Below are 22845 nucleotides of genomic sequence, written 5' to 3'. Positions count from 1 at the left end.
GTTGCCGCAACGGAGGATTGTGGCCAGGAGTGGCCCCTCGTTGGGCAGTTGTCGTCGGGCATGATGGAGGGCATGCATATCTCCGCGAAGGCGGATTACGCCACGCGGGCGCTGCTGGAACTCGCCTGCGAACCGGCCCGCCCGCTCACCTGTGAGGCCATCGCCTCCTCGCAGCAGATTCCGTTCAGATTCCTGAAGTCCGTCGTGGGCGAGTTGCGCAAGGCGGGCCTGGTGCGCAGCCAGCGCGGCTGCGAGGGCGGGTACTGGCTGGGCCGTCCGGCCGGTGAGATCACCCTCCTCGATGTCTCGCGCGCCGTCGACGGCGAGTTGCTCACCCTGCGCGGCGAGCCGCTGACCGGGCTCGACTATCCGGGGGCCGCGACCGGCCTGCCCGGGATATGGCGCCGGATCGAGGCCGACGCCGCCGCCGTCCTGGGCGGGGTGACCCTCGCGTCCCTGGTGCCCGTGGCCGAGAGCGGGCAGCTGAGCCGGAGGGGAGCGGCGTGAGCGCCGTACCCGACGGGCCGGTGGTGGAAGTGGTCGAGTACACCGACCCGTTGTGCCCGTGGGCCTGGGGGTCGGAGCCGGTGCTGCGCAGACTGCGCGCGGCCTCGGCCGGCCGGGTCGTGTGGCGCCGCGTCTTCTGCATCCTCTTCGACGACACCGACGACCCACCACCCGACCCGGCCGCCGAGACCGCCTGGTACGCGCGCTACGTCGAGGAGATCACCGCCCACACCGGTGCTCCCCGGGCGGCGCGTCTCGACCGGGTCGCGGCGAGTTCCTGGCCCGCCTCGCTCGTCGCGAAGGCGGCGGAGATCCAGGGCCCCGACGTGGCCGAACGCGCGCTGCGACGGCTGCGGGAGACGGTGTTCGTCCTGGGACGGCCCGCGGACACCATGCCGCTGGCCCTGGCGGCGGTGCGGGGCTGCCCCGGCCTGGACCTCGCCCGGTTGTCCGCCGACGCGGTGTCCGCACCGGTCCTGGAGCGGGTGCGCGCCGACCACGCCGAGGCGCGGCGCCCGGTGCCCGAGGCGCTGACGGCACACGGTTCCTCGCCGCATCCCGGCGCGGCCAAGGAGACCGCCGACGGCGGCGTGCGATACGCGCTGCCCACCGTGCTGGTCCGCTCGCCGGGCGGCCACCGACTGGTGCCGGGCTGGCGCGACTACGACGAGTACGCCGCCGCCGTCGCCTCCCTGTGCCCGGGGCCGCTCCCGGAACCGTCCACGCTCTCCGCCGAACAGGCGCTGGAGCAGTACGGCAGCCTCACCGACGTCGAGCGCAGAGCCCTGACCCGGGGCGCGTGGCCACCCGCGCACGCGATCCGCGCCGACACCGGGAACGGGCCGCTGTGGCTGCACCCGGGGGAGGCGGCCGGGCACCCGGCGACGGCCGACCAGGCCGGGCCCGCCGGCGGCCCGACCGGTTCGGCCGCCCACCCGGCAGGGTCCGCTGCCCACTAGGTCGGGCCTGCCGCTCACCAGGTCGGGTCCGCTGCCCACCAGGTAGGGCCCGCCCCGACCCGAGCGGTCCCGCCGCCCTTCAGGCCGGTCCCGCGTCGACTCGACCGCCCTTGCCGCCCACGAGACCGGCCCCGCACGCGGCCCGACCACTCCCGTCGCCCACCAGGCCGGTCGCGCTCCCCGGCGAGGCCCGCTGGGCGGCTCCTGACCTGCTGTCAGGTGGGCTCTGGTCGTCCCGCTCAATGAGACATCAATTGGTGTCCATTGACAGCCGGTGAGGTACGACCGCAGGATTGCCGCATGCTCACGACGCACCCCGGTGTGGTGTGCCGCTACGTGGACCTGCGGCGCACCAGCAGCGCTCTCTGTCGCTGACCCGTTCCGCTGCCCCGGCCCTCCGGCGCCCCTCCGTCCGCTGACACCGGGCAGCCCTCCCGGCGCCGCCGCGCCGCTCTCGTCGTACCGTGCCGTCCCTCGCGGGAATGTGCGCGGCTTCCGTGGCTCCCGCGACTCCCGCCGCCCCCTCGGCGATTGACGCGTTCGCGGTAGTCGGCGCGTGTGCCGCCTTGGATCCGGTCCTGGATTCCCCTCGGGATTCCGCCCCACCCTCCCGGCCTGTCCGCGAACCTGCTGACGCCGACGCCCTCTGCCCTTCCTCACCCTCACCCTTGCCCAGAGCCCGAGTCCGGTGTGCGCTCGACGTGTGCCGTGACGTCGTCCGGGCGGAGCCCCGGTGCGCCGGGAGCCCTGTCCCGCCGCCCCGCCCCGGGCCGTGCCCTCGCAGAAAGAAACCCATGTCTCCCCTGTCCGTACGTCCGAAGTTCCTCAAGTTCCGCCGCCGGGTCGTAGCTCGCCAAGCCCGCGTCAGCGACGTCGGCCGCACCCATGCCACCCCCCGCCGCACCCACCCCCTGCGCGCCACCGCCCTCGCCAGCGTTCTGCTGACCGTGCTGGTGCCCACCCTCAGCGCCTGCGCCGGGGAGACCGGGTCCGCGTCCGGCAGTTCCACCCTGAAGTGGACGTCGTCGTACTTCCCCACCCACTGGGACCCGGTGGTCAGCGGCAGCGGCGCCCAGTTCCGGGAACTCGCCCTCGTGTACGCCTCATTGACCCGTACCGACGAGAACGGCGACGCCGTACCCGACCTGGCCGAGAGCTGGGAATACAACGCGAAGGGTGATCAGGTCACCTTCCATCTGCGGCCGGGCCTGACCTTCAGCGACGGCGAACCCGTGGACGGCGCAGCAGTGAAGGCGGCCATCGAGCGGGCCAAGGACCAGCAGAACTCCGCGCTGTTCGGCGACCTGACCTCGATCGGGTCCGTGGAGGCCGACGGGCTGGACGCCATCGTCAACCTCACCCAGGTCGACTACCAGATCCCCCAGTTGCTCGGACAGCGTGTCCTCCAGATCGCCAGCCCCAAGGCGGCGGCCTCGCCGGAGGAACTGGACCAGCAGCCGGTCGGCGCGGGCCCGTTCATCGTGACCCAGCTGGTGCCCGGCACCAAGGTCACCCTGAAGAAGAACCCGGACTACTGGGACGCCGAGAACATCCACATCGACAATGTCGAGCTGACCTCCGCCCCCGACGCCGCCACCGTCGTCAACGGCCTTCAGACCGGCGTGTACAACTTCGCCGACATCGACCCCAGCCAGGCCCAGGCCGCGAAGGACGCGGGCCTCGACGTCTTCGTCCAGCCCGGCTTCAACGCCGCCAATCTCAGCCTCAACATCAACAAGGCGCCGTTCGACAACCCCGAGGTCGTCGACGCCGTACGCCACGCCATCAACCGCGACGAGTTCGTCGACAAGCTGACCTTCGGCTACGGCGAGGCGACCGACCAGCCCTTCCCGAAGGGATACGTGGCCTACGACCCGGAGTCGGAGAACGCCTATCCCTACGATCCCGAGGAGTCGAAGAAGCTGCTCGCCGACGCGGGCTACCAGAGCGGCGAGGTCAAGCTCGACCTGGTCATTCCCGCCGAGGACCCGCAGGCGGAGATCGTCCAGTCGCAGCTGGCCGCGGTCGGCATCACCGTCAACATAAAGATCGACAAGAACTGGGCCACCCCGTTCTTCGCCAAGGACCTGACCTTCTCCTTGTACGGGACCACCGGCCGTGACTCCGCCGTGCAGACCCTGACCGCGCACTTCGGCCCCGACGGCCCGCTCAACCTCAGCACGCCCTACGAGCCCGCCGGTTTCGAGGAGGCCGTCACCAAGGTCCGCCAGACGCCGCTCGACTCGCCCGACTACCAGGAGACCCTCCAGGCGGCGACCCGCGCCGGACTCCAGAGCCAGGCACTGGTCTTCACCTACTCCCAGCCCAACCTCATCGCCAAGAGCACCTCGGTCTCCGACCTGCCCAAGAACCCGGCCCACATCGACTGGACCGGCGTGACCATCTCCGACGCCGGCTGAGCCGCCCTGAACCGAAGGGAGGCACCCATGACGACCACGGAAGCGCCGGCGGCGAAGTCCGGCCCACGTCGCCCGGTCGTGGCGGCCAGGACCCGGCGGGCGCTGGGCCGCGTCCTGCTCACCCTCGCCCGGTCGGTCGCGATCTTCGTGCCGGTGTTCCTGGTCGCGACGTTCGTGACATTCGCACTGCGCTCGCTCAGCGGGCTCAGCCCGGCACGGATCCAGCTCGGCGAGCAGGCGACCCCCGAGGCGGTCGCCCGTATCGAGGCACAGTGGGGCCTCGACCGGCCCTTCCTGGTGCAGTACGGCGACTGGCTCACCGGAGTGCTGCACGGACAGCTCGGCGCCAGCTGGACCAACGGCGCCGACATCTCCACCCTGATCGGCCTCGGCCTGGGCGTGAGCCTCTCGGTGGCCACCTTCGCACTGCTCATCGGCGTGATCGCGGGCTTCGCCCTCGGCACCGTCGCCGCGCTGCGCCGCACCACCTGGCTGGACCGTGCCATCACCGGCTTCGTGACGCTGATCTCCGTGATGCCGCCGTTCGTCGTCGGCATCGTGCTGGTCGCGGTCCTCGCGGTCGGCCTGGGCCTCTTCCCGTCCGCCGGATACGTCCCCGCCGCCGACGGATTCGGCCCCTGGCTGGCCCACATCACCCTGCCGGCCGTCGCGTTGAGCTTCGACGTGGTGGCCGATGTCGCCCGCCAACTGCGCGGCAGCCTGATCGGGGCCTACCGCGAGAACTACGTGACCGGAGCGGTCGTACGGGGACTCAGCCCCCGGCGCATCTTCTTCGGGCATGTCCTGCGCAACGGCCTGGGGCCCGTGCTCGCCACCCTCGGCCTGAAGTTCCCCGCGCTGGTCGGCGCGTCCGTCGTCACCGAGTGGATCTTCGGCCTCCAGGGCTTCGGCCGGTTCGCCAACGACTCCGCCCAGGCCGGTGACGTACCCGCCGTCCAGGGCGTCCTCGTGGTGTCGATCGCCCTGGTCGTCTCCTTCAACCTCGTCATCAACCTGGTGCTGGCGCGTGTGACGCCGGCCTCCCAGAGGGGGGTGTGACCCATGCCGCGTCGTGTCCTCGCCCTCCCGTCGGGCCGGATCGCCGTCGCCATTCTCACCGGCATCGCGCTGCTGGCCCTGTTCGGTCCCCTGATCGCCCCGCAGAACCCGCTCGCCACCAGCGACAACGCCCTCGCCCCGGTGTCCGGCGCGCACTGGCTCGGCACCGACTATCTCGGCCGCGATGTGCTGAGCCGCCTTCTGGACGGCTCCCGGCTCAGTGTCCTCGGCGCGCTCGAAGTGGCCGTCACCGCGCTGGTCGTGGGGTCCGTCCCCGGCATCCTGTCGGTGTATCTAGGCCGGACCTTCGAATGGATCACCCTGCGGCTGGCCGACACCCTGGTCGCGCTGCCGTTCCTGCTGTTCGCCGTCGCCGTGATCGCCCTGCTCGGCAACGGGCTCACCCAGGCGATGCTCGTCACCGGCGTGCTGGTCGCCCCGCTGTTCTACCGGGTCTCCCGCGCCGCCACCCTGAGTGTCGCCCGTTCCCCGTACGTCGAGGCCGCGTTGCTGGCCGGGGCGTCCGTCGGCTGGGTGGTGCGCCGGCACGTGTGGGCGAAGGTGCTGCCGCCGATCGCGGTCGCCCTCGCCCAGACCATCGGCGTCGGCTTCGTCATCGTGTCGAGCCTGACCTTCCTCGGGATCGGTGTGCAGCCACCCGAACCCACCTGGGGCGGACTGCTCGCCTCCGACCTCGGCTATCTCAGCCACCGGCCGTGGGCACCGCTGACCCCCGCGCTGCTCATCATGGTCACCGTCTGGGCCAGCAATGTCCTCGCCGACGCCATCCGCGATGTCTCCGGCGAGGCGGGCCGCGCACTGCTGACCGCCCGCGCGGCCCGCACCCGCCGCCCCGACCGGGACCGCCCCGCCGCCACCGGAGGTGCCTGATGACGACCGCGTCCGAGAACCTCACCGCCGAGGAGAACGTCGCTCCCGAGGGGGGCCCTGTCTCCGGCGGGAGCCTTGTCCCCAGGGGGAACCTCACCCCCGAGGGGACCCCTGCCCGCGGCCCGGACCTCACCCCCGAACCCCACCCACCCGCGCTGTCCCTGCGTGACGTCCGTATCCGGGACCGGGTCACCGGCGACGAGATCGTGCACGGCGTCAGCCTCACCCTCACCCCCGGCCGGGTGGTCGGCATCGTCGGTGAGTCCGGCAGCGGAAAGACCCTCACCTGCCGGGCCGCGCTGGGCATCCTGCCCGACCGGTTCGAGGTCTCCGGCGGCACGATCGAGATCCTGGGCACGGACATCGCCGGTCTGTCCCCGGCCCGCTGGACGGCCCTGCGCGGCGGCACGATCAGCGCGGTCTTCCAGGACCCCGCCTCCTATCTCAACCCCTCCCTGCGCGTCGGCGCCCAGATAGCCGAGGTCGTCCGGGTCAAGAAGAAGCTGCCGAGGCGCGCGGCCCGCCGCCGTGCCTTCGAACTGCTGCGGGCCGTCCACCTGCGGGACCCCGAACTGGTCTACGGCCAGTACCCGCACGAACTGTCCGGCGGCATGCTCCAGCGCGTCCTGATCGCCACCGCCATCGCCGCCGACCCACGCGTCCTGGTCGCCGACGAGGCCACCACCGCGCTCGATGTCACCGTCCAGGCCGAGATCCTCGACCTCCTCGCCGACCTGCGCGAACAGGCGGGCCTCGCCCTGGTCGTGGTCTCCCACGACCTCGCCGTCGTCGCCCACCTGTGCGACGAGGTCCTCGTCATGCGGCACGGCGAGGTGGTCGAACAAGGCCCCACCGCCCAGGTGCTGCACGCCCCGCGCCACGACTACACCCGGCTGCTGATCGACGAACACGAGCAGTACGGCCTGGAGAAATTCCTCGCCCCCGACCTCGCCCCCGCCCCCGCCCCCGGCCTCGCTCCCGGCCTCGCCCCCGGCCTCGCCCCGAAGGAGGCGACGACATGAGCCCGCACCCACCCCCCGAAAAGCGCCCCACCGACACCCCGCCCGTCCTGAAGGTCACCGACCTGGACGTCCACTACGGCCCCCGCCGCCGACGCCGCCGCGCCCTGCACGGCGTCTCCCTCGCCGTCTCACCCGGCGAGACCGTCGGTGTCATCGGTGAGACCGGCTCCGGCAAGTCGACGCTCGCCCGGACCGTCCTCGGCCTGGTGCCCGCCTCGGCCGGGTCGGTCCTGGTGGACGGCGACGAGGTCACCTCGTACGGCCGTCGCCAGTTGCGCGACCTGCGGCGGCGGGGCGTGCTCCAGTACGTCTTCCAGGACCCCCTGCGCAGCCTCGACCCGGACCTCACCGTCGCGGCCTCGCTGGCCGAACCGCTGCTGATCCAGGGCGTCCGGCCCGACGAGGCGGCGGCCCGCGTACGGACCTTCCTGGCCCGGGTCCGGCTGGGCGAGGACCTGCTGGACCGGTTGCCCGGGGAACTGTCCGGCGGCCAGCGGCAGCGCGTCGCGGTGGCCCGCGCGCTGGTCACCGAGCCCCGCCTGGTCATCCTCGACGAGCCCGTCAGCGCCCTCGACTCCGCCAACCGCGTACAGGTCCTGAAGATCCTCAAGGAGTTGCGCGCGGACGGCACCGCCCTCGTCTTCATCTCCCACGACCTCGGCTCGGTGGTGGGCATCGCGGACCGCATCGCGGTGCTGTACCGCGGCGAACTGGTCGAGACCGGCGCCGCCCGCGACGTCGTCAGCACCCCCCGCCACCCCTACACCCGGCTGCTCGTACGGTCCGCCCCCACCCTGCGGGCGGCCCCCGCCCACCGAGCCGAACGCGCGGCCCTGCGCGCCCTGCTGCACACCTGACCCACCACAGTCACCAGGCCATATCCCCTCATCGTTCCGAGAGAGGTCTCCCATGTCCCGCACGATCCATCTCGCCCTGCACCCGCACGGTGTCGGCGGTCCCGGCCAGCACGGGCTGTGGAAGGACCCGCGCGTCGCGAACAACGCGAGCATCGACATCCAGTACTACATCCGGCAGGCACAGGCCGCCGAGCACGCCCTGTTCGACGCGCTGTTCATCGTGGACAGCCAGTTCATCAACGCCACCTATCCCGCGCACTACCTCAACCGGCTGGAGCCGCTGACCCTGCTGTCGGCGGTCGCCACCCACACCCGGCACCTGGGGCTGGTGGCCACGGCCAGTTCCACCTACAACTCACCCTTCAATCTGGCCCGCCGGTTCGCCTCCCTGGACCACATCAGCGGCGGCCGGGCCGGCTGGAACGTCGTCACCAGCTTCGACACCGGGGCCTCCCGCAACTTCGGCCTGGACGAACACCTCGACTACACCACCCGCTACGCCCGTGCCCTGGAGTTCGTCCAGGTCGCCCGTGGACTGTGGGACTCCTACGAGGACGACGCCTTCCCGGCGGACATCGAGCGGGGCGTCTTCGTCGACCCCGACAAGCTGCATGAACTCAACCACCGGGGCGAGCACTTCAAGGTGGCCGGACCGCTCAATCTGTCCCGCTCCCCGCAGGGCCAGCCGGTGATCTTCCAGGCCGGGGTCTCCGAGGAGGGCCGTGATCTGGCGGCGCGGGTCGCCGAGGGCATCTACGCGCCCGGCGGCAGCCTCCAGCAGGCGCGGGACTACTACGCCGACATCAAGCGCCGCGCCGCCGCCTACGGCCGGGACCCCGACCACGTGAAGATCTTCATCCATGGCGGGCCCGTCGTCGCCGCGACGGACGAGGCGGCCCGGCGCCGTGAGCGCGAGATCTTCGAGGAGGACAACGACTTCGACCGCAACCTCGCCCTCCTCGGCCGCGCCTTCGGGGCCTACGACTTCAGCGTGCACGACCTGGACGCCCCGTTCCCGGACGTCGCCCACCTCGCCGAGAAGGGCGGGCGCACCGGCGCCAACCAGCTCATCGCCCGCGCCCGCAAAGAGAATCTGACCCTGCGCCAAGTCGCCGAGACCGTCTCCGAGTTCCGGCAGTCGCCGTTCGTCGGGGCGCCCGAAACGGTCGCCGACACCATCGAGCAGTGGTTCGACGCGGGGACCCTCGACGGGATCAACCTCGCCTTCCGCACCGACGACGATCTGAATCTGTTCGTGGACGGGGTCGTCCCGATCCTCCAGAAGCGCGGTCTGTTCCGTACCGAGTACGCGGCCGACACCCTGCGCGGCAACCTCGGCCTCCCGGTCCCCGTCAACCGCTGGACGCGCGAGCGCGACGCCGCGGTGAACGGCTGAACCGGCCGATGACCGAGACGACGACACCCCCGACGCCGATACTGCCGACGCCACCGACGCTCACCCCGACGGGCGGACGGGACATCCACACCGTCCGCTTCCCGGCCGCCGATCCGCCGGCCGCCGTGGACGTCCTGATCGTCGGCGCCGGGCCGGTCGGGCTGGCCGCCGCGCTCGAACTGACCGCCCGTGGAGTGCGGGTCGCCGTCGTCGACCGGGCCCGCACCGCCACCCTGGTGCGGGCGGGCGCGATGGGTCACACCCCCCGGGTGGTGGAGCAACTGCGCCGCTGGGGGCTGCTCCAGCGGGTCCGGGACGCCTGGACCTACCCACCCGAGTGGAACCGGGGCATCCGCGTGGTGACCTCGCTGGCCGGACATGAACTCCTGGCACCGCCCCGCCCGTCGTTCACCGCCTGGGACAACACCCCCAGGCGGTCCGCCGCCGAGGCACTGCGCCGCCCCCAGACGGTGTTCCAGCGGGTCTTCCTCGAACGCCTCGCGGAACAGGGTGTGAGCGTGTCCGGCGGCTGGGAACTGACGGCCCTGCGCGAGGACGCCGAGGGCATCGACGCCGAGATCGCTGAGGTCACCGAGATCACCGAGGTCACCGGCATCGCGGATACCGGCTCGGGCGCGCCCCGTACCATCCGCGCCGCCTACGTCCTGGGCGCCGACGGCGGCGGCAGCACCACCCGCGCCCTCGCGGGCATCCGGCGCGAAGGCGCGCACGCCACCGACAAACGGCTGCGCCTCATCGTCCGCACCGCCGACATCTCCGACCGCGTCGGCCCCGCGCCCAGCGCCACCAACATCGTCGTGAACCAGCACGCTTCCGGTTTCCTGGCCGCGGTCAGCGCCCGCGAATGGCGGGTGTACGCGGGCCCCTACCCCCTCGACCACCAGCCCGGCGAGCCGGAACTCCTGGCCACCGCCCGCGCCGCCTTCGGCTTCGACCTCGAACTGGAACTGCTCTCCGCGACCACCTTCTACGAGGCCACCCGCATCGCCGAGACCTTCCGCCGCGGCCGGGTCCTGCTCGCCGGGGACGCCGCCCACGTCCGTACCCCCGGCGGCAACCTCGGCGAAGGCATCGGGGACGTGGTCAACCTCGGCTGGAAGCTGGCGGCCGTCCTGGCCGGCCACGCCCCGCCCGCGCTCCTCGACTCCTACGACCAGGAACGCCGCCCGCACAACTGGCGCGTCGCCGATCACGCCCTGGACCGGACCCGGCGCGACCGCGCGGCCCTCGCCGAGATCCGCGCGGACGGTATCCCCGACGACACCGACCTCGGCCCCGCCGCCGAGCACCGCCGGACCGCCATCGCCGCGCGCCTGCGCCAGGATCACGGTGGCGCCGACGGCGTCACCTTCGACGAGCGCTACGACGCCTCCGCAGCCATCTGCTACGAGCCCGGCCAGCACGCCATCGAACCGCCCTGGCGGCCCGACGTCTACCAGGACGACCCGCGCCCCGGCCACCGGGCGCCCGACGGCCCCGTCGATCCCAGCGGCGGCACCCTGTACGACCGTATCGGCTGGTCGTTCGCCCTCCTCGTGCTCACTCAGGACCGCACCGCCGAGCGGGCGTTCACGGCCGAGGCCGCCGCCCGGGGCCTGCCGTTCACCGTCGTCCACCTCACCGACCCGGCGGCCCGCGCGGTCTACGGCACCGCCCATGTCCTGATCCGGCCCGACCAGCATGTGGCCTGGCGGGGCGCGCGACTGCCCGACGGCGGCGCCGGTGCCGTCCTGGACCAGGTACTGGGCCACGCCCATGACGTAGCACTCACCCACCCGACCCCGCCCCGCCCCCACCGACCAGAACAGCGAGCCTGACATGACCGACCCCACCCCCGGCACCGACCGCACCCCGGGCACCGACCGCACCCCGGACACCGACCGCGCCCACGACACCGACCCAACCAGCCATGCGGACCCCACCCACGAGACCGACCACCACGCCCCCGCCGGCCTGCGCACCCGTGGCACCGTCGTCGTGGTGCCCGGCCGGGGTGAGACCAGGGCGACCTATACCCGGCTCGGGCGGCGACTGGCCGCGGACGCCTACCGGGTGAGGGTGATCGACGCCCCGGACATCGACCCCCGGGAACCGGCCGCGTCGCTGACCGCCCTCGCCCACCGCGTCGCCGCCGCCGTGGAGGGCACGGCGGGGGAGGACGGGGTCGTGCACCCCGTCGTCCTGCTCGGCGCCGACACGGGCGCCGCTGCGCTCGGCGCGCTGGCCGGTGTCCCCGGGGCGCCGCGTCCGGACGCCCTCGTCCTGGCGGGCCTGCCCGGCGAGGGCGCCGCCGCCGTCGGCACCTGGGACGAGGAACTCGACGTACGCACCTCCTGCCCCGCCCACCGGGGCACCCTCAGCGAGGACTCCCAGGTGGCGCGCGGCGCACTCGGCACCCCGCTGCCCGCCGCCCTGCTGACGGCCGCCCACGACAGCGAGCCCGGCGTGCCCGTCCTGCTCCTCGCCGGGGACGCCGATCCGCTCGCCGACCACGAGGCGCTGGCCCGGACCGCCAAGTCCCTGGACCGGGCCCGGCTCTCCGTGGTGCGCGGCGCCCATCACGACGTCCTCAACGACCTCCAGCACCGGTCCGTCGCCGCCGAGATCGTCACCTTCCTGGAGACCCTGCGCAATGAGCTGAAGCCGCTCATCGCGGTGGAGTCCAGCGCCTGGTGAGCCGCGTGCGCGACGCCACCCCCTGACCCCCGCCCAGCCCTCCCCCGGAAGGTCCGCATGGCCGCCATCCTGTCCGTCTCCGCCAGCCCCTCCGCCACCTCCCGCACCGCCCGCCTCGTACGCCACCTCGACGACCGGCTCCGCCGCCAGGGCCACGAGGTGACCACCCTGGACGCGCGCACGGTGCCCGCCGACGCCCTGCTCGGCGCCGACTTCCGGCACCCGGCGATCGTCGAGGCCACCGCACGGTTCGCCCAAGCCGACGGCATCGTCATCGGCACCCCCATCTACAAGGCCGCCTACTCCGGCCTGCTCAAGGCGCTGCTCGACGTGCTGCCCCAGTACGCGCTCGCCGGCAAGACCGTCCTGCCGCTGGCCACCGGCGGCAGCACCGCGCATGTGCTGGCCATCGACTACGCGCTGCGCCCGGTGCTCAGTTCCATGGGCGCGGCGCACATCGTGCCGGGCTGGTTCACCCTGGACAAGGACATCACCGTCGACGCCGACGGCACCACGACGGTCGCCCCGGCCGCCGCCGATGCCCTGGCCCAGGTCACCGACCTGTTCTCCACGGCCCTCGGCGGCCACCTCACCGCCCTGGCCCGGACCGGCTGACCCGGCACCGGCCCCTCCGGGCCCGTGGGCGGGTCGTCAGGAGCCGGTGTACTGCTCGGCGTACTCCGGCGACGGGGCGATGGGGGTGATGATGTCGATCAGTACGTCACTTGGATCGGCCACGATGAAGTGCCGCTGCCCGAAGTCCTCGTCGCGCAGGGGGAGCAGAGGGCGGAGCCCCTCGCGCAGGACGAGCCGGTCCCACTCGGCGTCCACGTCGGGCACCTCGAAGTTCAGGAGCAGTCCCTGGGCGGGGCGGCGGTGGCCTTCGGGGATGGTCGGGTGGGTGTGGTCGAGCAGGGCGAGTTCGTGGGCGGCCGGGCCGGGGTGGCGCAGGCTGACGTACCAGTCCGCCTCGAAGGTCGTCTCGAAGCCGAGGAGCCGGGTGTAGAAGTCATGGGACTCCTTCAGCCGTGCCGTGCCGATCACCGGATAGAAGCTGGTCAGGCGCATGGTCGAACCCCTTTCACATACCGATGGTATGCGAACGACGCTAATTCACATACCGCAGGTATGTCAAAATGGCCCGTGAGAGAGCAGAGCGGGGCAGGGCGAGGGCGACGAAAGGCGGCACGGCGATGGGTGAGCAGGGCGTCCGGGCGCGGCAGCGGGAACAGACCAGGCGGACGCTGCTGCGGGAGGGCAGAAAGGCGTTCGCCGCCGACGGGTACGCCGGGGTCGGCGTCGCGGAGATCGTCCGTGCCGCGGGGGTGACCAAGGGCGCCTTTTACCACCACTTCGCCACCAAGGCGGACCTGTTCCACGCCGTGCTGGAGGAGGTGCAGCAGGAGGTGGGCCACCGGGTGGCCGCGGCGGCCGAGGTGTGCGACGACCCCTGGGACCAGCTCACCACCGGGTGCCGGGAGTTCCTCACCGCGGCCACCGATCCCGACCTCCAGCGCGTCATGCTGATCGACGGCCCGGCCGTCCTGGGCTGGGCCCAGTGGCGCGCGATGGACGAAGCCGCCTCGGTCCGCCACCTGACCGACATCCTCACGGCCCTGCGCGACGCGGGACGCATCGTCCCTCAACCGGTCGAGCCCCTGGTCCACCTCCTGTCGGGCGCGATGAACGAAGCGGCCCTGTGGCTGGCGACCACCCCCGACCCCCGTCACCACCTGGACCACACCCAGGCCGCACTCACCCGGCTCCTGGACTCCCTCCGCCCCACCTGACCCATGGGTGACGGGGCGGTGGCACGACCTCAGCCCACCGGTTCGGGCGTGCCCGGGTACGGGTTGCCCCTGACGTGCGGGTCAAGGGTTAACGTCCCTGCGCCGTGCCCGCCCACCGCGTCAGGAGCGCCCATGACCGCACCCCGGCCCACCCACCCCCGTACCCACCGCGAAGTGCGGCTCGCCGCCGTGCCCGACGGTCTGCCCACCGCCGCCGACTTCACCGTGGCCGAAGCCCCGCTGCCCACCGCCGACGAGCATCACGTCCTGGTCCGCAACCACGCGTTCCTGGTCTTCGGCGGTCTGCGCACCCTGATCGGCGGCAAGGCGCGGGACACGCCCGTACCGACGCTGAGCCCCGGCGACCCGCTGTTCGGGCCCGCCCTCGGCGAAGTGGTCGAGGCGCCGAAGGACAGCGCCCTCAGCCCCGGCGACCTGGTCACCCACCCGCTCGGCTGGCGCGAGTACGCGCGCGTCCCGGTGGCGCACTGCACCCCCGTCGACCCGGAGTTCCCCGAGCCGACCGCCCTGCTCGCCTCCGGCTCCGCCGCCTACGGTGCGCTCACCCGGCTCGCCCGGGTCCGTGCGGGCGATGTCGTCCTGGTCACCGGCGCCGCCGGCGGGGTCGGCTCGCTCGCGGGGCAGATCGCCCGGCTGCTCGGCGCGGGCCGGGTCATCGGCACCACCGGCTCACCGCACAAGGCCGCGCGACTCGTCGCCGAGGCGGGCTACGACACCGTCCTGACCGCCGGTTCCTGGCGCGCGGACGATCCCACCCAGGCGCACCGGGCCTTCGCCGAGCAGCTCGCCGAGGCCGCGCCGGACGGCATCGACGTCCTGCTGGACAACGTGGGCGGGATCCAGCTCGCCGCCGCCGTCGACGCGGCCCGGCAGGGAGCCCGCTTCGCCCTCGTCGGCGCGCTGTCCGGACAGTTCGCCGCCGACGGCTCCGGCGCCGCCGCGCCCGTACGGCTCGACACCTTCCGGCTCATCGTCAAGGGCGTCGCCCTCCAGGGTTACACCGGCACCGAGCACCCCGGAGTGGACGCGGAGTGGACCGAGCGGTTCGCCGACTGGCTGCGGACCGGCGCCCTCCGCACGCCCCTGAGCCGCGTCACCGGCATCGAGCGGGCCCCGCACGCCGTACGGGAGATGATCGACGGGCGGCACTTCGGCACGGTCGTCGTGGAATTGCCGGCCCAGGACTGAGGTTGCACGACTGACGGGACGGCCGCCGGGGCCGTCGCAGCAGGACTGACGAAGCGGACGCCGGGGCCGTCGCAGCACGAGGGACGGGACGGCTGCCGGAGCGGCCGTTCCACGACGGGCGAACCGGCCGCCGGGGCTGTCGTGCGGCGGCGCCCCGGCAGCCGAAGCTTCACGACCGCCGGGAGGTACCCCTATGCGGATCGGCGACGCGGCAGCCGCCGCCGGCACCACACCCAGGGCGCTGCGCTTCTACGAGCAGCGCGGACTCCTGCCTCCGCCGCGCCGCTCACCGTCCGGCCAGCGTGACTACGGCTCCGGCGAACTCGCCGTGCTGCACGTCATCCGCCGGCTCCTCGGCCTGGGGCTCACCGTCGAGGACCTGCGCGGCATCGCCGACCGGCTCCCCCTGCTCGCCGAGCACCCGCCGCCCTGCCGTGCGTCGCCGGCGGCGGGGGACGAGGAGGCGGCGGAGACGGGGGTCGTCGGCACGGCCGTGGTCCGGCGGCGCATCGCGGCGATCGACGCCGAGATCGAACGCCTCAGCGGGATACGGGAGACGCTGGCCGCGTGCCTGGCAGCACCGGATGCCGCCCCCGAGGCTCGGCCTTCCGAGATCTGGCCTTCCGAGGCCCGGCCTCCGGTGGCCCGGCATTCGGTGACCTGACTGCTTGAGGCGCGGCCGTCGAAATGGGGAGCTTCCGAGGCGCGGTCTCCGAGGCCGCGACTTTCCGAGATCCGGCCTCCGGCGATCCGGCCGCTCCAAGCCCCCCGGGACCGACTCCCCGATACGCCACCCGCCGAGACCTCACCCGCCGAGACCTCACCCCCAGGACCGGGTCACCCCCCCGCCCCCTCACCCCACCCGCACCGTGCTCGCGCGGACGCGTAGCCGGCTGGGGACCAGGGTCGGGGCGGTCACGGTCTCGCCGTTGAGGCGTTTCAGGAGCATCTCGACCGCCGCTCCGGCCTGGTCGGCGGGGCGCAGATCGATCGCGGTGATCGGCGGATCGGACTGCTGGGCGAAGCGGTTGTCGATACCGATGGCGAGCAGCAGATCCTCCGGCACCCGGATGCCCCGCTCCCGGCAGGCCCGGGTCGCGCCCTCGCTGTACTGCTCGGCGGAGGCGATCAGCGCGTCCGGCGGCTCGTCGGCGTCCAGGAGCGCGCAGGCGGCGCGATAGGAGTCGGCCTCCAGCCGGTCCACCGACACATGGGCGACGAAGGGCCGCATGCCGTGCGCCGCGCACCAGGACTCGTACGCCTCGCTCCCCTCCAGCGTCCAGGCCCAGGTGGAGCGGGCCGACAGCAGGGCGATCCGGCGGGCCCCCTGGGCGTGGAGATGGTCCAGCAGGTCCCGCATGTTCTGCTCGTTGTCGCCGGAGACGTAGAAGGGCCGCTCGGGGCGGTCCGGGTCGCGCTCGATGGAGACGACCGGGATACCCATGCCCTCCAGCAGGTCGATACGGGGATCACCGGCGGCGGGGTCGCACAGCACCACCCCGTCCGGGCCGATCAGCCGCCACTCGTCCTCCGTGCTGATCCTCGGGGTCAGCATCACCGCGTAGCCCTCGCTGAACGCGGCGCGGGCCGAACCGGACGCGATGGTCATGTAGTAGTCGAGGCCGATCATGTCGTACTCGTTGCCGCTGACGTCCCGGTGCGGCAGGACCAGGGCGATGGTGCCGGTGCGGCCCCGCCGGAACGCCTGGGCGACCCGGCTGGGCCGGTAGCCGAGGGAGGTCGCCGTCCGCCGGATGCGGTCGCGGGTCTCCTGGCGGAGTTTGCCCTTGCCGTTCAGGGCGTCGGAGACCGTGGTCACCGATACCCCGGCGGCGGCGGCGACATCACGGATCGTCACCCGGCCGCCTGCGGCTTTGGTCGCCTTCACCACGGCATCACCAGATTCACTCGTAGCCCTGCCCGACGTCGACACGGAACTCGGAAACGAAACACGACATGAAGCACGATCCACGGAACACGATCCACGGAACACCACACACCCCGCACAGCGCCGGGATCAAGGACCCGGCACCGGGGCCACGGCCGGTCCGACGCGCGTACGCATACAGTACGACGGGCTCCGGCCCGGCCCCGACAACCGCACGGCACGATCGGTCAGGCCACCCCCGCCGGCACCGGAGCCGTCCAGATCTCGCCCAGCCGGCGCGCCACGATCCGCCCGCCCCGTACGGTCCAGCGCGGGCCCGGCTCATTGCGCAGCGCATCGGTGAGCGAGGTCGCGGCGAGGACCACGAAGTCGGCGGGTTCGCCCGCCCGCAGGGCGTTGAAGGGCACCCCGGCGGCCCGTGCCGCGTGGTCCGTCACCAGCCGCCAGGCCGTCTCGACGCCCCGGTCGTCCTCGTCGGCGAGCGGGACCGCGTGCCAGGCCAGCCGGGCGGTGTCCAGCGGATCGAGATTCCCGAACGGCTCCCAGTTGTCCTGGAGGTTGCCGGTCCCGGCCGCGAGGGTGACCCCCGCGGCGAGCAGTTCGGCGGCCCGCGAGACACCCCGGTAGGGCCGGGAACCGCTCAGGTTGGTCGGGCAGACGGTCACCGTGATGCCCGCCTCGGCGACCTTCTCGATCGCCTGCCGGGCGTCGCCCTGGGAGTAGGTCTCCAGGGCCCCGACATGGTTGGCGTTGACCAGCCCCTGCATGCCGTGCGCGAGGGTGCGTTCCGCCAGCGGCAGCAGCAGCCGTTCCGTGGGGTCGGTGAAGTAGTCGACGTTGATGTCGATGCCCACCCCGAACCGCTCCGCCAACTCGAACACCTGGTCGAGATGGGTGAGTTGGTCCTCCGGTGAGCGCTCGTTGTTGGGCCAGCCGCCGACCCGGTGGGCGCCCGCCGCCAGCGCCGCCGCCACCAGGTCGTAGGCGCCCGGGTCCTGCACCAGGCCCTCCTGGGGGAAGGCGGTCACCCGCAGCTCCAGCAGGTCCGTGTGGGCCTCGCGGGCGTCCATCACCCCCTCGAAGGAGGTCAGTCCGGTCACCGTGTCGATGTCCGCCTGACCGGCGACCGTCCCCACCCCCTGCGCGGCGGCCAGCCGCAGGAACGCCCCGGCGCGGTCCGCCACCTCCTCCCGGGTGAAGGTGGCCTTCAGATCACGCTGCCGCTGCATCAGCGCCGGGCGGTGGGTCAGCGGGGCGGGCAGCCCCAGCGGCCCGATCGAACGCCGGCTGAGCGCCTTGTCCGGGTGACTGTGCGGCTCGGTGAACGGGGCGGTGATCAGCCCGCCGTCCGCCGCGATCCGCTCCCGGGCGGCCACCCCCGCACCGGCCCCGGGCCCCAGCGCGGCGATCCGCCCGCCGCGTACGACGACATCCACCAACTCGGCGGTCACGGCACCGGCGGCGGACGCGACCCGCGCCCTTTCCACGATCAGATCGGCCACCACGGCCCCGTCCAAGGGCGCCACGCTGACCTGGTGCTCAGAAGCCGTCACGGTTGATGTCCTTGTAGAGAAGGTACGAGGGTCGGGTGGAGCCGGTCGCGTAGAAGGACTGGGGGCAGTAGGGGGCCATGTAGATGAAGTCGCCTGCGGAGACCTCCAGGTGGTCGTCGCCCAGGTAGTAGACGCCTTCCCCTTCGAGCATGTACAGGCCGTGCTCCTGGTGGTGCACCTCCACCATCTGGAACCGTGAACCGACGTCGAACCGCATGAAGTTCATCGCCATGTCGTAGCGCTCGTCGTCGGGCAGCAGCGGGGCGTAGGTGCCGCCGATGGTGTCATCGGGGTGATGGGTGACCTCGTCGACATGCCCGGCCACCGGCTCCGGCGGCGCGACCCCGTCCACCCGGTCGTAGCGGCGCTTCACCCACAGCACGCGGGTCGCCTCCGGCGCCTCGACCCCGAACTCCACGCCCTCCGGCAGGAAGAGGTAGCCGCCCGGCTCCAGCGCGTACGCGCCCGTACCGGCCGTCACCGCGGCCGTGCCGTCGAGGACGTAGAGGAAGTTCTCGAAGCCCGCGCCGAGCGGCCGGGTGCTGTGGCCGCCCGCCTCGAACTCCAGCAGATACTCGCCGAAGCGGGCCGGCAGCGAGCGCGGGGTCGCCAGCGGCTTGGCGATCACCCCGGTCAGATGCGGCAGCGCGTTCTCGACCAGGTTCTCCGGGCACATCAGCGTGTACGCGGCGCGCAGCCGCCCCCGGCTGGCGCTCACCTGGTGGACGACGGGACTGTTCATGGTCAACTCCTCAAGTCGGGGGAGGGCGTGAGGCCGGGGAAGGGCCCGGCGTAGGCGCCCTCGGTCAGTACGGTCAGTCCGTCGACCCGGACCGTGGGGCGCTCGACGACCATGTCGACATGGACCGGGGACTCCCAGTCGGCGCCGGTGAATTCGGGGAAGGGGTGCCCGAAGGCGATGTGGGTGCCGGGGACGTTCTCGTCGAAGAGCAGGTTTCCGGTCAGGGTGGTCAGCGCACGGTTGGTGCCCAGGGCGAGTTCGCCCAGCCGGAGTCCCTCCGGGGCCTCGGTGAGCCAGTCGCGGAGCCGGTTCTGAAGGGTCCGGTCGGGGTGGCGCAGGGACACCGCCCGGCCGTCGGCGACCTCGATCAGCAGCGGTTCGGCGAGCAGTCCGCACTCACTGTTGAAGGGGTAGCCGACGACCGAGACCGCCAGGACGCCCTCGGCGGTCAGCGGGGTGCAGAACACCTCGCCCTGCGGCAGCCGCCCGCCCTGCCCCGCACACTGGTACAGGCCGGTGAAGGGCGTCCAGGGCCGGTCCGGGCCGCAGGTCAGGGCCAGTTCGGTACCGGTGGTGCTGGTGACGCGCACCGATCGGCAGCCGGTCAGCCGTTCCCGTACCGCCAGCGTGAAGCGGGCGACCTCGGTGTAGTCGACGGCCATCCCGATGCCCAGAGCGATGTCGTCCAGCGCGGGCATGTGGGCGTGCCGGGCGCCGAGCCGGTCCAGGTGGTCCCAGAACGTGGTGTCCCAGGCGAGCAGATCGCCGGGATCGGCCGCCGCGAACACCGTCACGGTCGGCTCGTACGCGTCCAGGGCCCGCCCGATCTCCTCGCGCGCCCGTGGGTAGCCGTCGGCGACATCGGGGACGACGGCCAGCTCGGCGCCGGTCGCGGCCCGCGCCTCGGCCAGGATGATCCGGGCCAGCCGGTGGGTGCGGCGATCGGTGAGGATCAGCACCCGGTCGGCCCCGGTGACCGCCAGACACGTACGGACCAGCTCCCGCGCCCCGCGCACGACATCGGGCCTGCTCAGACCGGACATGGGGCCTCCTCGCCGCTGCCGCTGCCGGGCGCGCCGACAGGTTCCGCCCATGGGGCTTCCTCGCCACCGCCGGGTGCGGGCGCGTCGGCGCGGTCCGCCGGAAGGGCCAGGAAACGCCCTGTGCCCTTCGGTACGACGACCTGCCCGCCGACCGCCACCGTCCGGCCCCGTACCACCGTCCGCACCACCCGCACCGAGCTGACCCGGCCGTCGTACGGCGACCAGCGTTCCTCGGCGAGCTGCTGCCGCTCGGCGCTGACCACCCATGGGTCGGCCGGGTCGAGCAGGACGAAATCGGCGTCATGGCCCGGCCGCAGCTCTCCCTTCACGCCCGCCGCACCGCACAGCCGCGCGGGCCCGCTGGTCAGCAGGGGCACGATCCGGTCCCAGCCGACACCGCGCCGCAGCGCCTCGGTGATCACCAGCGGCACGTACTCCTGGACGCTCTGGATGCCGAACGGGCAGCCGAACACGTCGTCCGACGCGCCGAGTTTGTCGGCCCGGCCGTAGGGACAGTGGTCGGAGACGATCGCCTGGACCACCCCGGCCGCCACCCGCTCCCACAGCTGTTCCACCCGTGCCGGGTCCCGCAGCGGCGGGGCGCACACCCCGAAGGCGCCCAGACCGGGCAGTTCGGCGGCGGTGAGCAGCAGATGGTGGGCGGTGACCTCGCAGGTCGCGTCGAGCCCGGCGGCCCGCGCCTCGGTGACCAGGTCGATGGCCTCCGGGGTGGACAGGTGGACCAGATGGACGGAACAGCCGGTGCGCCGGGCCAGCCGCAGCACCTCGCGTACGGCCTCGATCTCCGACGACGGGGGGCGGGCCGCCAGCAGGGCGCCGACATCCGTGCGGCCCCGGGCCCGCTGGAGGGCCTCGCCCCGGGCGAGCGCGTCCCGGTCCTCGGCGTGCACCAGCACCCGGGCGCCCAGCCGCGCGGCCGTCGCCATCCCGGTCAGCAGATCTGCTTCGCTGGCGGGCGGGAAGTCCATGTCGTTGTCGGGCAGGAACGCCTTGAAGCCGGGGGCGCCGAGCGCGTGCTGGCCCGCCATCTCGGCCAGCGACGGTTCGGTCAGCGCGCCCCACAGCCCGAAGTCGACCACCGCGCCCGCCCCGGCCCGCCGGATCTTGTCGGCGTACCGGGCGGCGGTGGTGGTCGGCGGATCGGAGAACGGGTGCTCCACGACGAAGGTGACCCCTCCGGCGGCGGCGGACCGGGTCCCCGTGTGGAAGTCGGTTTCGAGGGAGATCCCGGGGACGTCGAAGTGCACATGCGGGTCGACCACGCCGGGGATCAGGTACAGCGCCCGCGCGTCGAGGGTTTCCCGGGCGTCGACCGCGGTGCCGGGCGGCACGATCGCCGCCACCTTCCCGCCGTCCACCACCAGCGTCCCGGGCCGCGCGCCCTCGGGAGCGAGCACGGTCGCGCCGGTGACCGCGAGGTCGGGGCGTCCGCCGCTCATCCGGCCGCTCCCCGTGCTGCGGGGTGTGCCGTACGGTTGCCGAGGCGGGCGTCCGTGACCCGGCGGCCCACCAGGCGCCCGCGCCGGAACGTCGTACGGGTGCCAGGCAGCCCGGCGAGCACGGTCCCCCGGTCGGGGGCGTCGAACAGCACCAGATCGGCGTCCGCGCCGACCTCGATGTCCCCGTCACGCCCGCCCAGGACGGCCGCCGCCCGCCCGGACACCATCTCCCAGGCGAGATCGACGGCGCCCTCGTCCTCGAACCCGGCGCCCAGGAACGTCATCCGGGCGCGGTCGAGCGGGTCCAAAGTGCCGAGCGCGTACCAGCCGTCGTTCATGTTGTCGCTGCCGGCCGCGACCAGCGCCCCGGCGGCGGTCAGCTCCAGCGGGCGGGACAGCCCCCGGGGGCCGCCGTCCACCAGGTTCAGCGGGACGACCACGATCCGGACGTCCGCCTCGGCGACCGCCGCGACGACGCGGGCCGCGTCGGTGTCGTCGTACACCTCAAGACCGCAGCAGTGGCTGGCCACCACCCGGCCCTGGTAGCCGCGCCGGACCGTTTCCTCGGCGATGTACTCCAGCATGGTCTCGGCCGGGTCGATCGCGCAGTCCGCGTGGATGTCCACGCCGACGCCGAAGCGTTCCGCCAGGTCGAAGGTCTCGCGGACGCTCGCCCGCTGGGCCTCGGCACCGTCCTCCACATTGGGCCAGCCGCCGATCAGCGAGGCCCCCGACCGCAGCGCCTCCGCCAGCAGGTCCCGCGTCCCGGGGTCCCGGGCCAGCCCCTCCTGCGGGAACGCCACGATCTCCACGTCCATCAGATGCGCCACCCGCTCCCGCGCGGCCAGCACCCCGTACAGCCCGCGCAGCCCGGACACCGAGTCGACGTCGACATTGGCGCGCAGCCGGGTGACCCCGCCCGACGCGGCGAGGCGCAGCGCGCGCGTCGCCCGCTCGGTCACGTCCTCGACGGTGAAACCGGCCTTGATCAGCCGTGCCCGCTCGAACCCGTCCCGGGCCCCGGCGGGTGCCAGGCTTCTGCTGTACGCCTTGTCGGGGTGGTAGTGCGGCTCGGTGAAGGCCCGGGAGACGAGGCCGCCGCGCGCGTCCAGCGAGTCGATGGCCCCACCGGCTCCGGAGTCAATGGCCCTCCCGGCCCCGGAGTCCGCAGACCTCCCGGTTCCGGAGTCCGCAGCCCCTCCGGTCCCGGCGGGCACCAGCGCGCTCACCTTCCCGTCCCGCACATACACATCCACCAGCCCGCTGCGGCCATGGACGCGCGCCCCCCGGATCAGCGGGACGGAGCCGGGCGGCGGCGGGGACGCGGAGAGATCACGTTCGGACGGCATGGC

General features: G+C 73.2%; 21 protein-coding genes. 14 read left to right on the top strand and 7 right to left on the bottom strand.

The features are described 5' to 3' along the window. The first annotated feature begins 72 nt into the window (after nucleotides 1-72). The 11 genes from ACFXAZ_RS14475 (at nucleotide 73) to ssuE (ending at nucleotide 12423) form a co-directional block, all read left to right on the top strand. Nucleotides 73-507: an RrF2 family transcriptional regulator gene (locus ACFXAZ_RS14475; RefSeq protein ID WP_384589583.1), complete on the top strand. Its 435-nt coding sequence runs from the start codon at nucleotides 73-75 to the stop codon at nucleotides 505-507. Further along, nucleotides 504-1466 (top strand): DsbA family protein, encoded by a 963-nt coding sequence (locus ACFXAZ_RS14470; protein WP_384589580.1) that lies wholly within the window; start codon nucleotides 504-506, stop codon nucleotides 1464-1466. Before ACFXAZ_RS14475 ends, ACFXAZ_RS14470 begins: the two co-directional genes overlap by 4 nt. 794 nt (nucleotides 1467-2260) lie before the next feature. Continuing rightward, entirely contained in the window at nucleotides 2261-3886 is a 1626-nt protein-coding gene (locus ACFXAZ_RS14465) for an ABC transporter substrate-binding protein (protein WP_384589577.1), read from the top strand. 27 nt (nucleotides 3887-3913) lie between these two features. Further along, entirely contained in the window at nucleotides 3914-4945 is a 1032-nt protein-coding gene (locus ACFXAZ_RS14460) for an ABC transporter permease (protein ID WP_384589574.1), read from the top strand. Nucleotides 4946-4948: 3 nt separating this feature from the next. Continuing rightward, the gene (locus tag ACFXAZ_RS14455; RefSeq protein WP_384589572.1) at nucleotides 4949-5836 is read left to right on the top strand and encodes an ABC transporter permease; all 888 of its coding nucleotides are present in this window, start codon (nucleotides 4949-4951) and stop codon (nucleotides 5834-5836) included. Beyond that, a complete protein-coding gene (locus tag ACFXAZ_RS14450; RefSeq protein ID WP_384589569.1) occupies nucleotides 5836-6858 on the top strand; it encodes an ABC transporter ATP-binding protein in 1023 nt (340 codons plus the stop codon). Before ACFXAZ_RS14455 ends, ACFXAZ_RS14450 begins: the two co-directional genes overlap by 1 nt. Then, a complete protein-coding gene (locus tag ACFXAZ_RS14445; RefSeq protein ID WP_384589566.1) occupies nucleotides 6855-7715 on the top strand; it encodes an ABC transporter ATP-binding protein in 861 nt (286 codons plus the stop codon). Before ACFXAZ_RS14450 ends, ACFXAZ_RS14445 begins: the two co-directional genes overlap by 4 nt. Nucleotides 7716-7767: 52 nt before the next feature. Beyond that, a complete protein-coding gene (locus tag ACFXAZ_RS14440; RefSeq protein WP_384589563.1) occupies nucleotides 7768-9111 on the top strand; it encodes an LLM class flavin-dependent oxidoreductase in 1344 nt (447 codons plus the stop codon). 8 nt (nucleotides 9112-9119) lie between these two features. After that, a complete protein-coding gene (locus ACFXAZ_RS14435; protein WP_384589560.1) occupies nucleotides 9120-10949 on the top strand; it encodes an FAD-dependent oxidoreductase in 1830 nt (609 codons plus the stop codon). Between the two features lies 1 nt (nucleotide 10950). After that, entirely contained in the window at nucleotides 10951-11808 is an 858-nt protein-coding gene (locus ACFXAZ_RS14430) for an alpha/beta hydrolase (RefSeq protein ID WP_384589557.1), read from the top strand. A 57-nt stretch (nucleotides 11809-11865) separates the two neighbouring features. Continuing rightward, on the top strand, nucleotides 11866-12423 hold the full coding sequence (gene ssuE, locus ACFXAZ_RS14425; protein ID WP_384589554.1) for an NADPH-dependent FMN reductase: 558 nt from the start codon (nucleotides 11866-11868) through the stop codon (nucleotides 12421-12423). A gap of 36 nt (nucleotides 12424-12459) precedes the next feature. Here the strand turns inward: ssuE and ACFXAZ_RS14420 are convergent, their stop codons facing one another. Continuing rightward, nucleotides 12460-12876, bottom strand: a complete 417-nt coding sequence (locus tag ACFXAZ_RS14420) for a VOC family protein (RefSeq protein ID WP_384589551.1) — start codon at nucleotides 12874-12876, stop codon at nucleotides 12460-12462. Nucleotides 12877-13001: 125 nt separating this feature from the next. Between ACFXAZ_RS14420 and ACFXAZ_RS14415 the strand changes: the two genes are divergently transcribed. From ACFXAZ_RS14415 to ACFXAZ_RS14405, 3 genes are all read left to right on the top strand, one after another. After that, a complete protein-coding gene (locus tag ACFXAZ_RS14415) occupies nucleotides 13002-13598 on the top strand; it encodes a TetR/AcrR family transcriptional regulator (protein ID WP_384589548.1) in 597 nt (198 codons plus the stop codon). Nucleotides 13599-13730: 132 nt separating this feature from the next. Next, nucleotides 13731-14807, top strand: coding sequence for an MDR family NADP-dependent oxidoreductase (locus tag ACFXAZ_RS14410; protein ID WP_384589545.1), 1077 nt, complete (start codon nucleotides 13731-13733; stop codon nucleotides 14805-14807). A 193-nt stretch (nucleotides 14808-15000) separates the two neighbouring features. Continuing rightward, nucleotides 15001-15471, top strand: a complete 471-nt coding sequence (locus ACFXAZ_RS14405) for a MerR family transcriptional regulator (protein ID WP_384589542.1) — start codon at nucleotides 15001-15003, stop codon at nucleotides 15469-15471. 189 nt (nucleotides 15472-15660) lie between these two features. On the opposite strand, the gene ACFXAZ_RS14400 is transcribed toward ACFXAZ_RS14405, so the two are convergent. The 6 genes from ACFXAZ_RS14400 to ACFXAZ_RS14375 all read right to left on the bottom strand — a co-directional run bounded on the left by ACFXAZ_RS14400 (nucleotide 15661) and on the right by ACFXAZ_RS14375 (nucleotide 22842). Continuing rightward, entirely contained in the window at nucleotides 15661-16698 is a 1038-nt protein-coding gene (locus ACFXAZ_RS14400) for a LacI family DNA-binding transcriptional regulator (protein WP_384589540.1), read from the bottom strand. A 224-nt stretch (nucleotides 16699-16922) separates the two neighbouring features. Next, on the bottom strand, nucleotides 16923-18248 hold the full coding sequence (locus ACFXAZ_RS14395; protein WP_384589537.1) for an amidohydrolase family protein: 1326 nt from the start codon (nucleotides 18246-18248) through the stop codon (nucleotides 16923-16925). Beyond that, entirely contained in the window at nucleotides 18235-18990 is a 756-nt protein-coding gene (allE, locus tag ACFXAZ_RS14390) for a (S)-ureidoglycine aminohydrolase (protein ID WP_384589535.1), read from the bottom strand. Before allE ends, ACFXAZ_RS14395 begins: the two co-directional genes overlap by 14 nt. A gap of 2 nt (nucleotides 18991-18992) precedes the next feature. Beyond that, on the bottom strand, nucleotides 18993-20033 hold the full coding sequence (locus ACFXAZ_RS14385; protein WP_384589532.1) for an aminopeptidase: 1041 nt from the start codon (nucleotides 20031-20033) through the stop codon (nucleotides 18993-18995). Then, a complete protein-coding gene (locus ACFXAZ_RS14380) occupies nucleotides 20021-21493 on the bottom strand; it encodes a dihydroorotase family protein (RefSeq protein WP_384589529.1) in 1473 nt (490 codons plus the stop codon). The genes ACFXAZ_RS14385 and ACFXAZ_RS14380 overlap by 13 nt, the downstream gene beginning before the upstream one ends. Then, nucleotides 21490-22842, bottom strand: a complete 1353-nt coding sequence (locus tag ACFXAZ_RS14375) for an amidohydrolase family protein (RefSeq protein WP_384589526.1) — start codon at nucleotides 22840-22842, stop codon at nucleotides 21490-21492. Before ACFXAZ_RS14375 ends, ACFXAZ_RS14380 begins: the two co-directional genes overlap by 4 nt. Nucleotides 22843-22845: the final 3 nt, after the last annotated feature.

Source organism: Streptomyces sp. NPDC059477 (assembly GCF_042749375.1).
Taxonomy (GTDB): Bacteria; Actinomycetota; Actinomycetes; order Streptomycetales; family Streptomycetaceae; genus Streptomyces.
This window is presented reverse-complemented; position numbering and strand designations above follow the sequence as displayed.

Bases quoted from the DNA above. Each gene is read 5' to 3' on its own strand.
- ACFXAZ_RS14475 (WP_384589583.1), top strand. From the start codon at position 73: ATGCATATCTCCGCGAAGGCGGATTACGCCACGCGGGCGCTGCTGGAA.
- ACFXAZ_RS14465 (WP_384589577.1), top strand. From the start codon at position 2,261: ATGTCTCCCCTGTCCGTACGTCCGAAGTTCCTCAAGTTCCGCCGCCGG.
- ACFXAZ_RS14460 (WP_384589574.1), top strand. From the start codon at position 3,914: ATGACGACCACGGAAGCGCCGGCGGCGAAGTCCGGCCCACGTCGCCCG.
- ACFXAZ_RS14455 (WP_384589572.1), top strand. From the start codon at position 4,949: ATGCCGCGTCGTGTCCTCGCCCTCCCGTCGGGCCGGATCGCCGTCGCC.
- ACFXAZ_RS14450 (WP_384589569.1), top strand. From the start codon at position 5,836: ATGACGACCGCGTCCGAGAACCTCACCGCCGAGGAGAACGTCGCTCCC.
- ACFXAZ_RS14445 (WP_384589566.1), top strand. From the start codon at position 6,855: ATGAGCCCGCACCCACCCCCCGAAAAGCGCCCCACCGACACCCCGCCC.
- ACFXAZ_RS14440 (WP_384589563.1), top strand. From the start codon at position 7,768: ATGTCCCGCACGATCCATCTCGCCCTGCACCCGCACGGTGTCGGCGGT.
- ACFXAZ_RS14435 (WP_384589560.1), top strand. From the start codon at position 9,120: ATGACCGAGACGACGACACCCCCGACGCCGATACTGCCGACGCCACCG.
- ACFXAZ_RS14430 (WP_384589557.1), top strand. From the start codon at position 10,951: ATGACCGACCCCACCCCCGGCACCGACCGCACCCCGGGCACCGACCGC.
- ssuE (WP_384589554.1), top strand. From the start codon at position 11,866: ATGGCCGCCATCCTGTCCGTCTCCGCCAGCCCCTCCGCCACCTCCCGC.
- ACFXAZ_RS14420 (WP_384589551.1), bottom strand. From the start codon at position 12,876: ATGCGCCTGACCAGCTTCTATCCGGTGATCGGCACGGCACGGCTGAAG.
- ACFXAZ_RS14415 (WP_384589548.1), top strand. From the start codon at position 13,002: ATGGGTGAGCAGGGCGTCCGGGCGCGGCAGCGGGAACAGACCAGGCGG.
- ACFXAZ_RS14410 (WP_384589545.1), top strand. From the start codon at position 13,731: ATGACCGCACCCCGGCCCACCCACCCCCGTACCCACCGCGAAGTGCGG.
- ACFXAZ_RS14405 (WP_384589542.1), top strand. From the start codon at position 15,001: ATGCGGATCGGCGACGCGGCAGCCGCCGCCGGCACCACACCCAGGGCG.
- allE (WP_384589535.1), bottom strand. From the start codon at position 18,990: ATGAACAGTCCCGTCGTCCACCAGGTGAGCGCCAGCCGGGGGCGGCTG.
- ACFXAZ_RS14385 (WP_384589532.1), bottom strand. From the start codon at position 20,033: ATGTCCGGTCTGAGCAGGCCCGATGTCGTGCGCGGGGCGCGGGAGCTG.
- ACFXAZ_RS14380 (WP_384589529.1), bottom strand. From the start codon at position 21,493: ATGAGCGGCGGACGCCCCGACCTCGCGGTCACCGGCGCGACCGTGCTC.
- ACFXAZ_RS14375 (WP_384589526.1), bottom strand. From the start codon at position 22,842: ATGCCGTCCGAACGTGATCTCTCCGCGTCCCCGCCGCCGCCCGGCTCC.